11 protein-coding genes are annotated in these 14640 nt (G+C 55.0%); 9 read left to right on the top strand and 2 right to left on the bottom strand.

The features are described from left to right. Window positions 1–18: 18 nt before the first annotated feature. The gene (locus tag HNQ92_RS18695) at window positions 19–519 is read right to left on the bottom strand and encodes a dihydrofolate reductase (protein WP_246440432.1); all 501 of its coding nucleotides are present in this window, start codon (window positions 517–519) and stop codon (window positions 19–21) included. Between the two features lie 289 nt (window positions 520–808). On the opposite strand from HNQ92_RS18695, the gene HNQ92_RS18700 reads away from it, so the two are divergent. From HNQ92_RS18700 to HNQ92_RS18710, 3 genes are all read left to right on the top strand, one after another. Beyond that, window positions 809–1168, top strand: a complete 360-nt coding sequence (locus HNQ92_RS18700; RefSeq protein ID WP_184176050.1) for a PadR family transcriptional regulator — start codon at window positions 809–811, stop codon at window positions 1166–1168. A 36-nt stretch (window positions 1169–1204) separates the two neighbouring features. After that, window positions 1205–3763 carry a PspC domain-containing protein gene (locus HNQ92_RS18705; RefSeq protein WP_184176052.1) on the top strand — a complete coding sequence of 853 codons (2559 nt, stop codon included), beginning with the start codon at window positions 1205–1207 and terminating at the stop codon, window positions 3761–3763. Window positions 3764–3868: 105 nt separating this feature from the next. Then, window positions 3869–4561, top strand: a complete 693-nt coding sequence (locus HNQ92_RS18710) for a head GIN domain-containing protein (protein WP_221307487.1) — start codon at window positions 3869–3871, stop codon at window positions 4559–4561. Window positions 4562–4645: 84 nt separating this feature from the next. On the opposite strand, the gene HNQ92_RS18715 is transcribed toward HNQ92_RS18710, so the two are convergent. Beyond that, window positions 4646–5206, bottom strand: coding sequence for an RNA polymerase sigma factor (locus tag HNQ92_RS18715; RefSeq protein ID WP_184176054.1), 561 nt, complete (start codon window positions 5204–5206; stop codon window positions 4646–4648). 153 nt (window positions 5207–5359) lie between these two features. On the opposite strand from HNQ92_RS18715, the gene HNQ92_RS18720 reads away from it, so the two are divergent. The 6 genes from HNQ92_RS18720 (at window position 5360) to HNQ92_RS18745 (ending at window position 14573) form a co-directional block, all read left to right on the top strand. Beyond that, entirely contained in the window at window positions 5360–6205 is an 846-nt protein-coding gene (locus tag HNQ92_RS18720; protein WP_184176057.1) for a porin family protein, read from the top strand. Between the two features lie 224 nt (window positions 6206–6429). Then, window positions 6430–6948 (top strand): acyl-CoA thioesterase, encoded by a 519-nt coding sequence (locus tag HNQ92_RS18725; protein WP_184176059.1) that lies wholly within the window; start codon window positions 6430–6432, stop codon window positions 6946–6948. A gap of 344 nt (window positions 6949–7292) precedes the next feature. Then, a complete protein-coding gene (locus tag HNQ92_RS18730; protein ID WP_184176060.1) occupies window positions 7293–7856 on the top strand; it encodes an RNA polymerase sigma factor in 564 nt (187 codons plus the stop codon). 69 nt (window positions 7857–7925) lie between these two features. After that, on the top strand, window positions 7926–9020 hold the full coding sequence (locus HNQ92_RS18735) for a FecR family protein (RefSeq protein WP_184176062.1): 1095 nt from the start codon (window positions 7926–7928) through the stop codon (window positions 9018–9020). A gap of 152 nt (window positions 9021–9172) precedes the next feature. Then, window positions 9173–12742: a TonB-dependent receptor gene (locus tag HNQ92_RS18740; RefSeq protein WP_246440441.1), complete on the top strand. Its 3570-nt coding sequence runs from the start codon at window positions 9173–9175 to the stop codon at window positions 12740–12742. Window positions 12743–12770: 28 nt separating this feature from the next. Next, window positions 12771–14573: a RagB/SusD family nutrient uptake outer membrane protein gene (locus tag HNQ92_RS18745; RefSeq protein WP_184176064.1), complete on the top strand. Its 1803-nt coding sequence runs from the start codon at window positions 12771–12773 to the stop codon at window positions 14571–14573. Window positions 14574–14640 lie beyond the last annotated feature (67 nt).

Genomic DNA, 14640 nt, shown 5'->3' on the forward strand with positions numbered 1-14640 from the left:
TACGAACAAACTTGGCGATCAGCTAATGGGCGGGTTGGGTATTCGTTGGTATTGGTTCATGGTGAAGCCGTAGGCGTGGCGCTGGTCGGGGCCGTGGTGGCGGGAAGCGGTGAGCTTCCAGTCGGCCCAGTCAAGTACCGGAAAAAAGGCATCGCCGTCCAGTTCAGCGTGCACCACCGAAAGGTACAGCTTTTGCGCCAGCGGAAGTACCTCCCGGAATACCGCCACGCCGCCCAGCACAAATACCTCTTCTTCCGCCGCCAGCAAGGCCAGCGCTTCCGGTAACGTACCGGCGCGCTCGCTGCGCTCGTGCAGGGGCAAGTCGGGCTGGGTGCTAAGGACCACGTTGCGGTAGGTGGAGTGGAGCGCGTCGGCGGCCTGGTAGCTCTTGCGGCCCATCAAAAAGGGCTTGCCCGCCGTCACTTCCCGAAAGTATCCCCATTCGTCGGGTAAGGACCAGGGTAGTTGGCCGTTACGCCCGATGACGTGGTTTTCGCTCATGGCGACGATAATGGACAAAGAAGGGTACTTTGAATGCACGCGCTTAAAATAGTTTGAAGGTACTTTACTGGCCCTTTTAACGTTGTCGGCGGGCTTTCTAGTCTTTCCTTTATTTACTTAATCAAAAGTATCGTCCGTTCAACCCGCTATTCTAACCATTCATCCCTGATCCGAAAATACTTTAACATGGTACCTTGCATAGCAAAGTACCTTTGCATACCTTTGTAGAGTCGGGTAGAAGCGACCCGGCAAAGGATCTATTAGCCATGAAAAATTTTAGTGTTTTTAAAAACCCTTTTAAAATGATATGAATATCGAAAACGCCCAAGTGCAGATGCGAAAGGGGATCCTGGAGTTCTGTATTCTGCACATCATATCGCGCGGAGAAGTGTACGCCTCTGACATGCTGGACGAGCTCACCTCGGCGCGCATCATGGTAGTGGAAGGTACCCTCTATCCGCTGCTGACCCGCCTCAAAAACGCCGGACTACTCGATTACAAGTGGGTGGAGTCGTCGTCGGGGCCGCCCCGCAAGTACTACGTCCTGACCGAAAACGGCAAGTTATTTCTGGACGCCATGGAAGCTACCTGGTTTGATCTTTCCGATTCGGTACGGACCATTATCCATAAAACCGGCGAATCCGGGCAATCGAACACTCTCTCCTGATCCTAGGTGCCTCACTGACATACGATTATCAAAATCATGAAGAAGACCATAAGCATCAATATCAGTGGCATTATCTTTCATATTGAGGAAGATGGCTACGATAAATTAAAGAACTACCTCAATTCCGTTCAGAAGTACTTCTCGTCGTTTGCGGACAGCAAGGAGATTCTTTCCGACATTGAGGGGCGCATCGCCGAGCGCTTTTTAAGCAAACAAAAAACCGAAAGCAAGCAGGTGATCTCGCTGGAAGACGTGGACGAGCTCATTGCGGCTATGGGTACCGTGGCCGATTTTGAGGCCATCGACCAAGCCGAAGACCTGCTGTCCGAGCCGCTACAACCAGTCCGGGAAGAAGCGTTTTCGGCCCAGCCAAAAGCGGAGCCGGACTTTACCGCGCCTCGTACCAGCCCTCCCAAAGCCGAAAAGCAAAGTACCTTCGCTGGTACCCGTCGTCTGGTGCGCGACCTACGCCGGAAGCTGCTGGGTGGCGTAGCGGCGGGCCTGGCCCACTACTTTAGCATCGATCCGCTCTGGGTGCGGCTGGCGTTTCTGATCACCGTGATCGGCTTACCCGTGGGGGCCGGTATTTTTAACCTCGACGAGGTATTTGGCCCCCTGGCCGGAATGTCGGTGATTCTGTACATTGCCATGTGGGTGGCGTTTCCGGGCTCGGCGTCGCTGGAAGAAGATACCCGCATCAAGAAGTTCTACCGCGATCCTGACCGCAAGGTAGTAGGGGGCGTAGCGGGTGGCGTGGCCTCCTACTTCGGCGTAGACCTGGGTGTGGTGCGTTTTCTGTGGGTACTGGCCATCTTTTTGTTCGGTACGGGCTTCCTGTTTTACATCATCTTGTGGGTGATTTCGCCCGCCGCTAATACTCTCACCGAGAAAATGGAAATGCAGGGGGAGCCCATTACGCTTTCCAACATTGAAACGAATATTAAAAAAGGCCTCAACCTGAACGAGACCGAAGCGCAGGAAAGTGCCTTGACCAAAATCCTGCTGCTGCCCTTTCGGGCCATTGCGCTCATCATTGGGGCATTGGGGAAAATACTTAAGGGCATCGGGCCCATTCTGCGGGTGGTGATCGGCGCGTTTTTGGTGGCGATGGCGGTGGTGTCGCTGCTGGGGATGCTCATCGGCGGGGGAATTGGCCTGGGTATGCGCAACGTACTGCCCTTTACCGATATTCCTCCCCTGATGATCCTGAACGAGATGCCCTCCACGCTCATTCTTTCCATCGTACTCATCACGGTCATTCCCTTTATTGTCATTTTGTTACTGGGGCTGACGCTCATCGCCAACCGCCGGATCACGAGCGGCTCGGTGTGGCTGACGCTGGCCGGGCTGTGGGTGGTGGGCCTGCTGGGCGCGGCCATTTCCGGGGCTGCCTACCAGCGCAACTTTGCCCGCCGGGGAGAGGTGGTTGAAACCGATTATTTCTCAAAACCCAGAGGGGTACTTACGCTTGATGAGCGCAGCAACGACCTGGAGTCCAACTGGGAGCCGCGGGTAGAGCTGCTGGGCTACGACGAGTCGGATAGTATCCGGCTGGACCGCATCATGAGCGCCCGGGGACAGAGCCTGGAAGACGCCCGCCGGTTTGCGACGGATCTGGAGTACGCCGTGGTGATGAGCGACTCGCTGCTGATTTTTGACGAAAAAGCCTTACTCAACGAGCGCAGTCGCTTCCGCGACCAGGAGCTGCGAATGACGCTCTACCTGCCCTACAACCAGCCTTTTGCCATGACGCACGACTTCTACCACGGTAAGTTGCAGCGCTGGCGCGGTCCGCACAAGTACCTGCGTACCTACAACCTGGACCGCGACGAGGTAGATTGGCGCAACCTGCGCTGGGTGGTGCGGCGCGACTCCGGCCTGGTGTGTATCAATATACCGGCTGATTTTATCCAAAGCGAGACCGAAGAGGAAGAAGACGAAGAAGAAGAGTACTCCTACAACGAATACGACAACGAATCATCCAGTCTTAACCTGGGCAACCGGGGCCGGTACAGCAAGCAGTTTTCGGAGGCGGGCTTTGAAGGCGTGGATCTGGGCGGTGCCTACGCCGTGGATATTCGGCAGGGCGAGGCCTTTAAAGTAAGTGTGGATAGCGACGACGAAGAAGCCATTGATAACCTCAAGGTGTATGTACAGGACAATGTACTGCACGTCGAGCGCCCGGGCGAATTCCGGCTCTTCGGGGGTAAATCCAAGCGGATCGGGCTGGTGATTACCATGCCTACTATCAAGTCGCTGGAGTTGTCGGGAGCTAACAAAACGCGCGTCTCGGGTTTTAAGAATCTGAACGAACTGAAAATAGCTGCCGCCGGAGCCACCTCTACCGAGCTAAACGTGGAGGTAAACCGCCTGGACATCGGCGTAGCGGGGGCATCAAAAATGATCCTGAAAGGCAAGGCCCAGTCGTTGAAGGCCGATCTGGCGGGAGCCTGTAAGCTGGACGCTACCGCAATGAGCATTGAAAATGCCGACGTAGATGCCGCCGGAGCTAGCAAGGCCGAGCTGGGTACTGTACGGTCGCTCCGTAAACGCAGCTCGGGTGCCAGTAAGATCGAGGCCCAGGTACAGCCCTAGCTTGGCCGGGAAATAAGTACCTGGCTTCGTGCAACTTTTTCGGAGTTTCCGGCATCTTTCACGAAAACAACCATTACCTTAACTAAACGAACGGTCCAACGTATCATGAAAAAGAACCTCGTATTACTTTGCTTGCTGTGGCTGGCCAGCGTATCGCTCGTAGCCGCCCAAGGTACCCGTACCTTCAACGTGTCCAACTTCTCGCGGCTATCCATGGGAAGCGCCTTCCAGGTGGAGGTACGGCAGGGAAGCCAGTACAGCCTGAAGGCCACCGGCGACCAGCAGGACCTCGACGACCTGGAGGCCTCGGTCTCTAACCGTACGCTGCGGGTGCGGTACCAGGAAAACAAGCGGAGAAACCGCCGCGAGCGCATCAGCATTACCATCACCATGCCCACGCTGGAAGGCGTCGATTTCTCGGGAGCCAGCCAGGTGAACGTCAGCGGGTTCAACGACACCAAGAGCATGGCGATTAACATCTCGGGGGCGTCTAAAGTAACCATGGACGTGTCGGCCGAGCGGGTATCGCTGGACTTGTCGGGGGCTTCGGTGCTTACGCTCAACGGCAAAGGCAACGTACTCAACGGCCGGATTTCGGGCGCTTCGGTATTTAAAGGCAAGGATTTTCCCGTAAAAGAGGCCAATCTGGACGCGTCGGGCGCCAGCAACGCGGCCATCGTAGCCAACGCTTCCCTAACCGCCGAAGCCAGCGGTGCCAGTACCATCAGCTACTCGGGTAACGCCCGCGAAGTACGTTCAAGTACCTCCGGGGCCAGCTCGATCCGCCGTAGCAATTAAAAAAGAAATAGGGACCTCTTAATGGAATACGCAAAAAGCCGGGATGACCGGCTTTTTGCGTGTGGGGAAGAGATCAAAAAAAGACTAGGAAAAGGCCAGCTCGGCCGGAGCAAAAAAGGCGCGTAGTTCCAGGAGCGCGGTCCGAATCCGGGACTTAACGGTACCCAAAGGTACCTTCAGGATTTCGGAAGCTTCTTCGTGGGTATAGCCCTGAAAGTACACCATCTCCACCAGTATTTTTCGTTCGGGCCGCAGCTCATCCACGTACCGACGCAGATCCAGCCCCGAAATGGGAGGCTGGTACGTAATCATGGCTTCATTGTAGGTACAGCCTGGCGACAGTGCCTCCCACTGTTTCCGGCTTTCTGAGCGTAGCATGTCGATGGCGCTGTTGCGGGCTACGTTCAGCATCCAGGTAAAGAGCCGCCCTTTCTGGGGGTCGTAGGCATCCATGTTTTTCCATATTTTCAGGAAAGCATCCTGTAAGGCGTCTTCGGCCTTGGTGGTATCTTTCAGTACTTTACAAAGTACGCTGTAAATGGCACCCGCGTAGTGATCGTACAGGTATTGATAGGCCTGCTTGTCGCTTCGCTTCAACAAAGGGATCAACTCTTCTTCTGAGTACTTGGTGGGTGAAATGGCCATGAAGTGTGTAGTATTTTGATAGGAGTGCCCGAGGTTGTGGTACTTGCCATAAAATAAATGCTATAAAAAGTTTGCCCCGGCTAAAGTAAACCGCCCCCCTTTTGCATATTTATTTTTATAATCTTCGTTCTTTGCGGGGGAAACCACCAGGACATGAACCATTTTTTGCGCTCTATTTTTCAGGTACTCGTTTGTTTTTGCAGCTTTCAGGTTGGCGCTCAGTCGGTAGACCCCTTCACTAATCATAAGGTACCGGCGCGCGGGGTGATCTCGCTGGTGGGCGGTGTGGGGGTAGCCTACTACATGGGTGACCTCCGCGATGACCTCGATTTTGCCCACCTCGGGCTGGGCCCCACGCTGGCCCTAGGGGCCTCCTACCGCCTCACCGAACATTTCAGCGCTCGGGGCGAGCTCCGCTTGTACAGTGTTTCGGCCGATCAGCGTTACTCCCGCAACTTTCAGAACAATCTTTCGTTTCGAACCACCAACCCGGACCTGCAGCTGGGTCTTCAGGCCGATCTGTTTTCCTTCAGCCGACAGGCGCGGTTCAACCCGTATCTGGTGCTGGGCGTAGGCGTAACCTACCTTACGCCCAAGGCTCGTCTGGACAACAAGTGGTACAGCCTTGCGCCCCTCACCACCGAAAATGTGCGGTACAATCGGCTCCCATTCTTTTTTTCGGGCGGTATTGGCCTAATGTACAGGACCTCCACCCGCTGGAGGCTGGGCCTGGAGCTGAGCAACAACTACCTCCAGTCCGACTACCTCGACGACGCCAGTACGGTATTTCCCAATCCGGATGACCTCCCCTCCGACCTCGCCCGCCGCTTGTCCAACCGCAGCGAGGAGATCGGCCAACCCGCCCCCCAGCCGGGCTGGATTCGGGGCAACCCCGGCCTGAACGACACCTACCTGTTTTTCTCGTTACGAGCGCAGTACCTACTCACCACGCGGCACCAGATGGCCGAGCGCCGGAAGGTACGGTGTCCTAGATTTTGAGCCGCCGGTGATACGAAAAGAAGCGACCGAATATTTTTTTAAGATTGTATAAAGTTTGGCTCCCGGCCGGGTAAGCAAAAAAACAGGTACCTTGGGCCAAGTACTTTTTAATTAAAAACTGAGTAAAAGCAGGGACAATATGGGAATACCTGGCGTCATTTTTACCAACCCCGGCCCGGCCATTACCCAGTCTGTTTTCCTATATAAAACCCAAACCCTAGTGTATGCCCAAACCTAAACGCGCCCAGGAGTCGGAGGTCACCATGACCGAGATGGTACTTCCCAACGATACCAATACCCTGAACAACCTCATGGGAGGACGGCTCCTGCACTGGATGGACATCTGCGCCGCCATTGCGGCCCAAAAACATTCCAACCGCATCGTCGTGACGGCCTCGGTAGACAACGTATCGTTTACGGAACCCATTAAGCTGGGCAACATCGTGACCATGAAAGCCAAAGTAACGCGGGCCTTCAACTCGTCGATGGAAGTTTTTCTGGACGTGTGGGCCGAGGACATTCCGGCGGGGCAGCGCATCAGTACCAACCGCGCCTTTTATACCTTCGTGGCCGTAGACCAAAACGGCCGGCCCATTGAGGTGCCTGAGCTACTTCCCGAAACCGAGGAAGAGGACGCCCTGTACGCCAGCGCCCTGCGGCGGCGTCAGCTCCGGCTGGTCCTGGCCGGGCGCCTGAAACCCGCGGAAGCCACGGAGCTCAAAGCGCTTTTTGAACTACCCTAGGCCAACCGGTAGATTTTGCCTGTTAGTACCTCCTTACAGGTACTAACAGGTACTTATCCGCCTTACTTGTAGTGCTGTTAACTTTAACTTTTCCCTTTTGGCGCGCCGCCGATTTGCTTGGGCTAAGTACCCCCCAGGCCATTAAGAGCCATCAGGCCGACCGCTACCCCCGCTGATATACTCCCAACGCCACCGGCGGGAAAGTACCCAGCCCTTCGCACCTGCCCCAGCGGGAGTTTATTGGGAAGTAGCGGACCTGAAGGCCATAATATTTACTATTTTCATTAAAAAGTATGAAAATATCCTGAGGAAAAGGGAGATTTGCCTTTTAGTAACAGAAGCCCATGTCAACTACTACGGAGGTAACAGAACTTTGGCTTGCTTTCAAAAAAGGAGATAAAGAGGCTTTTAACCGGCTGGCGAGCCTTTTCTACCAAACGCTTTATAGCTACGGCACCAAACTCACGCCCGACCGCGGACTGGTGGAGGACTGCATCCAGGATTTGTTTTTTGAATTGTGGCAACGCCGTACCTTCCTGGGAGCTACCGAGCACGTGAAGTTTTATCTGCTTAAAGCGCTCCGCCGCAAAATATACCACGAAAAAAAGACCCAGGATAAGTGGAACGCCCAGGCCGTAGAAGCGCAGGATGAGCAAGCTTTCGTGGGTGAATTCTCGGTTGAGAAGAATATTATTGACCTGGAAACCAGCGAGCTACACCTGAAAAAGCTACACCACGTACTGGCCAAGCTCAGCAAAAGACAGCGGGAGATTATTTATCTGAAATTTTACCAGGAAATGGATTACGAGCAAATCGCCAACGTGATGTCCATCAACTACCAGTCGGTTCGTAACCTGCTGCATACCGCCCTTCGGGAGCTCAAAGAAGCCTGGGTCCAGGAGCCCTAACTTTTTTTTAATTTTTTTCAGTACAAACCTGAAAATTGGACCTATGTATAGGTATAAGCCAATTTTATCATGGATAATACTGATTTCTCCGCCTATTCTGCCGAAGATTTTGTGCTCGACGACCATTTTCGAAGGTGGGTAAACGGGCAGCTGCCGCCGGAAGATACCTTTTGGGATACCTGGCTGCGGCAGCACCCTCAAAAGGCGGAAACCATTCGTCAGGCCACCTGGATGGTAAAAGCCCTGGCGATGGAAGAGGCTACCCTGGACCAGCCGCGCATGGCCGAGAATCTTCACCGCATTGCTCAACTCACGGAACGCGAACCGGGTACCTGGTACCTGTTTTCGCCGTCGGGTTGGTACCGGGTGGCGGCCGCGCTGGTAGTGCTGGCCGGGCTGGGATGGTACCTGGGCCGAGGTCTAAAAACGGTTGTGCCCACCAAGTACCAGGAAATGGTACTGGCTCAGACCGGCCCCACAATCGAAAAAAGCAATACCTCAACGCAGCCTCTGAAGGTAGCTCTCAGCGACGGCTCGGTGATTACCCTCCAGCCCCACAGCAAGATCAGCTACCCGGAAGTATTTGCGCCGGACAAGCGCGAGGTCTACCTTTCCGGGGAAGGGTTTTTCGACATAGCCAAAAAAGCGAATAGTCCGTTCCTGGTATATGCCAACGAGATTGTCACGAAAGTACTGGGAACCAGCTTTTCGGTGAAAGCCTATGAGCACGATAACACCGTAGTAGTGAAGGTAGTGACGGGGCGGGTATCGGTACTTTCGGGCAAAGTAAAAAACGACAACCCTGCGTTTAGTGAAGCCGAGGGCGTGATCCTGACCCCCAACCAAATGGTGGTGTACGCCCGCACGCCCGAAAAGCTGACCAAAACCCTGGTGGAGCATCCGGTGCTGATCAAGTCTTCTCACACCAAGCCCAGCGATTTCAATTTCATGAACACACCCCTCCCGCTGGTCTTCAAGAAGCTGGAAGCGGGCTACGGGGTCACGATCGTGTACGACCATGATGTGCTCCAAAACTGTACGCTGATGGCCCCCCTGGAGAACGAAACGCTCTACGAAAAGCTGGACTTGATTTGTAAGGTGATCGGGGCTTCCTACGAGGTAGTTGATGCCCAGATCATTATCTCAAGTCAGGGTTGCGATTGAAGAAAAATACGCTTACTCCCTAAGTACCTGAGTTCGCAGGTGTATCCCCTGGCGGCTCGGGCGGTTTTCCCTACCAATGCAGGCATGGCCAAGGTACTTGGTACGGGGGACTTTATTCCAATGTTTAACCTATCATTAATCAAAGTAAAACTATGAAAGAAACTTTACAGTCTCGAGCTAGCTGGCAGCAAGTACTACGCGTCGGGCTAGTGCAGGTACTGGCGCTGGTGCTGTGTAGCAGCCGGATGGTGGCCCATGACCTGGGCGCGCAGGTACTTGACAAAATAGTAACCCTTCAGGTCGAAGATCAGGAGATGACAGCCGCCCTGCGCCGCCTGGAAACCCAGACCAACATCAAGTTTGTGTTTAGTCCGCAGGTCATTAAAGCCGATCAGAAAGTAACCTTCAACGTGGAAAAAGAGCGGTTTGGTACTTTGTTGGAAAAGCTGCTGCGCCCGCTGCACATCAAGTACGAAGTGTCTGGCAAGTACATTTTGCTGAGTACAGAGCAAGCTGCTAAACCAACCGGCTCGGGCATAAAAAGCCTGGAAACGCTGGTACAGCCGCCGGTGGATGTAGCCATAAAGGGCAAAGTGACGGACGAAAAAGGGGAAGGATTGCCGGGCGTGAGCGTGATCATCAAAGGCTCGCTGCAAGGTACCAACACCAACGTAGAAGGCAACTACACCATCCAGGTACCTGACGCCGCCACGGTGCTGGTGTTTTCGTCGGTAGGGTACTTAACCAAAGAAGAAGTAGTTGGCAACCGCACCACGCTGGATGTTTTGCTTCAGGTAGATACCAAGGCCCTGGAAGAGGTGGTAGTGGTAGGCTACGGTACCCAGAAGAAGGCGAACCTGACGGGCGCCGTGGACCAGATCGGCAAAGAGGTGTTTGAAAACCGACCGCTACCCAACCTCACGCAGGGCTTGCAGGGGGTACTTCCCAACGTGAACATACGGCTCCTGGACGGCAAGCCGACCCAGTCGCCCAGCATCAACGTGCGGGGCACGACCTCCATTGGGCAGGGCGGTAGTGCCCTTATTCTGATTGACGGCGTAGAAGGTGACCCAAGTATGATCAACCCCAACGACATCGAGACCGTGACGGTACTGAAAGACGCCGCCTCCGCCGCCGTGTACGGTGCCCGGGGTGCGTTCGGGGTGGTACTGATCACCACCAAGCAGCCCGCCAAAGATGCGTTTTCGGTGACCTACAACGCCAACTTCGGTTCTAAGCAGCCCACGGTACTGCCCAACTACGTGACCGACGGCTTCCTGTGGGCGTCGATGTACAATCAGTCTTTTTATGCCTGGGAAAATACCTATCCGCAAAACGTGAACAAAACGTTGACGTTCTCGCAGGAGTACCTGGCCGAGCTCGAACGCCGCTCCAAAGATCCCAGCCTGCCCAAGACCGACATTGGGCCCGACGGCAAGTACGTGTACTACGAAAACACCGATTGGTTTAAGCTCTTATACAAAGACCGGCTGAGCTCCAGAGAGCATAACGTATCGCTTTCGCGCAGTACCGACAAAGCCAATTTCATGATTTCGGGTAGGTATAACGGGCAGGACGGCCTGTTTCGCTACAACTCGGACGATTTCCGGGTCTATAACCTACGGGCCAAAGGGGCCATCAAACTCTACCGCTGGCTGGAGGTCAACAACAATTTTGACTATTCGAACCGGACCTACTACAACCCGCTCAACGTGGGCGAGGGCAGCGGGATCTGGCGGAACATTGCGGACGAGGGGCACGTGCTGGCACCCATGCTCAATCCCGACGGCACCATTACGCACTCCGGGGCGTACACCGTAGGTGATTTTTACTACGGCCGAAATGGCATTGACACCGAGCGTAGTATTATTCGTAATACCACCGGGTTCGAGGCCCGGTTTCTCGAGAATTCCTTGCGGGTGATTGGTAACTTTACGTTCCAGAATATCTACAACGACGAATCCAGAAGGCGGGTGCAGGTACCTTTTAGCCGGGAGCCGGGCGTGATCGAGTACCTGGGCATACAGTATAACGACCTCCGTGAGTACCACAACCGCACCAAGTACCTGGCCTCCAACCTGTACGCCGAGTACGAAAAAACCTTCAGCAGCAAGCATTACTTCAAGGCCATGGTAGGTACCAACTACGAGCAGTCGGTGTACAACCGCCTGGAGGTACAACGCAACGGACTGATCTTCGAAGATGCCACCAACATCAACCTGGCCCTGGGGCAGGCCATCACCACCTCCGGCAACTACGAAGGCTGGAAAATCCTGGGCGGCTTCACGCGGCTGAACTACATTTTTAACGACAAGTACCTGCTGGAATTCAACGGCCGCTACGACGGCTCCTCGAAGTTTCCGGAGAACGAGCGCTACGCCTTCTTCCCTTCGGTCTCGCTGGGCTGGCGGTTGTCGCAGGAGCCTTTCTGGCCCGTATCGGATAAAATCGTCTCCGATCTGAAGTTCAGAGGTTCTTACGGCTCCCTGGGCAATGGTAACATTGGCTCGTACGCTTTTCAGGAAACCTTCTCCATCTCCCAAACCAGCCGCGTTCTGGACGGTATTCAGCCCCAGCGTACCAGCCGGCCTTCGGTACTTCCCGACGGCCTCACCTGGGAGACAGCCACCACCAGCAACGTGGGTATGGACCTGGCGATGTTTTCCGGGAAGCTCCAGCTCAACGCCGACGCCTACATTCGTAAAACCACCGATATGTACACCATTGGCCTCACGCTGCCAGCTACCTTTGGGGCTACGTCGCCGCGCGGAAACTACGCCGACCTGAAGACCACCGGCTGGGAGCTGATCGTAGCCTGGCGGGATAACTTCAGCCTGGCGTCGAAGGCTTTCAACTACCGGATCGGCGTAAACCTGGCCGACAATCAGTCCGTTATCCTGCGCTACAACAATCCCAACCGATTCCTGAACGATTACTACGTTGGCCAAAAAATAGGGGAGATGTGGGGCTACGTGACGGAAGGCTTCTTTACGTCAAAGGCCGAGATCGACGCCCATGCCAAGCAAAATTTGTTCCTTTCGACGGCACGGGGCGAGATTTTGCCCGGCGACATCAAGCTCAGCGACCTGAATAACGATGGGAGCATCACGCCCGGCGACAACACGGTGGATAATCCCGGCGACCGCAGGATCATCGGCAACTCGAGCCCCCGCTATACCTTCGGCGTAAACGTGGGTGCCGACTGGAAGGGCTTCTTCTTTACCGCTTTTTTCCAGGGCGTAGGCAAGCAGGACTGGTACCCCAGCACGGAGGCCAATACCTTTTGGGGTATGTACAACCGGCCCTACGGCGATATACCCCAGTGGCACCTCAAGGAGGGCATCATCTGGTCGGAAGAAAACCCGGATTCTTTTTTCCCGAGGTACGTATCGCGCCTGGCCAACCGCAGCGGCGGCATCCTGACCGTCCGGCAAACCAAGTATACCATGAATGCCGCCTACGTACGGCTAAAGAACTTCCAGGTGGGCTATAACATTCCTAAACAGCTCCTGGCCAAAACCAAAGTCATGAATGCCGCGCGGGTTTTCTTCTCGGCCGATAACCTCTGGACCTGGTCGCCGCTGCTCCGGATCGTGACCAACGTCGATGTGGAGAACGCCAACGCACCTTCCGATCAGCTTTTTACGGACGGCAATGCCGGCGACGGCTACAACTACCCGATGTTGAGAACCCTGACCCTGGGCTTTTCCGTCACGTTTTAAGGTAAAAATCATTTAAAGAAATACAAACATGAAGACTCGCTATATAGGACTTTTACTAGGTACTTTGCTCCTGACCGGCTGTGATCTGGAAGAGGTACCTCAGCATACGGCCGATAAGAACGCGGTATTTGGCAGTGAAAATGGCTTGCAGCTCTACGCCAATTCTTTTTATGAGTGGATGCCCAGCGCCAACAACATCCACCAGGCCGACGCCATCTCGGACTACTCGACCCGCCGCAACGCTCCCGACTTCCTGCGCGACGGCGTGTACAGCTCCCGCACCAACGACAACACCTCGGCCTCGGGCTACGACCTGATCGCGATGGGCAGCGACTGGAACTGGGGGTGGGGTACTTTGCGCAACCTTAATTTTTTCCTGGCCAATAACGTAAACCCCAAAGTACCCGAGCCGACCCGCCAACACTTCAACGGGCTAGCGCGTTTTTTCAGAGCTTGGTTTTATTTTGAAAAAGTAAAACGCTACGGCGATGTACCCTGGATCGACAAACCCCTCGACGTGGCCGATCCGCAGCTGTACGGAGGCCGCGACTCGCGCACCCTGGTGATGGACAACGTCCTGGCCGACCTGGATTTTGCCATTGCCAACATCAGAACCGTCGACAACGCCTCCCGTACGTTGATTACCAAAGATGTGGCGCTGGCGCTGAAAGCCAGGGTGGCGCTCTTTGAAGGTACCTTCCGAAAGTACCATACCGACAAGGGACTTGCCAGCTCGGCCAATACCTGGCTGGGACAGGCCGAAAGTGCCGCCAAAGTGATCATGGACGGCGGGCGGTACCGGCTCAACACCAGCGGCGGTACCGACCAGGCCTACCGGCAGCTCTTTGTGGGCGACGCCCCCGTGGCTGCGGAAGTCCTGCTCACCGTGGCCTCCAGCGTGACGCTGGGCGTAAGGCACGCCGCCAACTGGTACTTTACCAGCTCCACCACAGGTACCCGGTTTAGCTTCATCCGTCCGTTTATTCATACTTACCTCAAGCTGGACGGTACGCCCTTTACCAACGAGAGTGGCTACCAAACCAAAACCTTCATGGAGGAGACCAAGGGGCGCGACAAACGCCTCCAGCAGACCATCCGTACGCCCGGCTATACGAGAACCAACGCGGGTACGCCCGTAGCGGCTCCCCCGGCTTTTACGTACTCCTACACGGGCTACCAACCCATCAAATGGACCGTAGACAACGTAGCCATCGACGGCGGTAATAACAACACCAACACCGTCCCGGTTTTTCGCTACGCAGAGGTACTTCTGAACTACGCCGAGGCAAAGGCCGAGCTAGGTACCCTCACCAACGAAGACTGGGCCAAGACCATCGGGGCCCTGCGCAGCCGGGCGGGCATCACGGGGGGCTTGTCCACGCTGCCTACGGTCGTTGATCCGTATTTGCAGTCGACCTATTTTCCGGGCATTACCAATCCGGTCATTCTGGAGGTACGTCGGGAAAGGGGCATTGAGCTGGCGCTGGAAGGATTCCGCTTTTATGACATTGTGCGCTGGAAGCGCGGCAGTCTTTTTGAAATGCCGTGGCGGGGTATCTATGTACCGGAGGCCAACAAGCTCATGGACTTGAACGAAGACGGTACTCCGGATGTGTACTTTTATACCGTCTTGCCCGCTACGCAGATCAGCGGAGTAACCTACCTGAACGTAGCGACGGAGGCCCAGCGACTCACCAACGGTACCTCCGGGGAGATAACCTGGCTGGCCAATATTCCGCGAAAATTCGACGATAAAAAGTACCTTTATCCCATTCCGGAAGCGCATTTGCTCGTAAACCCCGCCCTGGGGCAGAATCCCGGCTGGCAGTAGTGGTGTAAGTACCTTTTGAGAAAAAAAATCAGCCTGATTTCCTTCTTTTCGAAGCATGAAGTCAGGC

Origin of the sequence: Rhabdobacter roseus (assembly GCF_014202275.1) — a bacterium.
Lineage (GTDB): Bacteria > Bacteroidota > Bacteroidia > Cytophagales > Spirosomataceae > Rhabdobacter > Rhabdobacter roseus.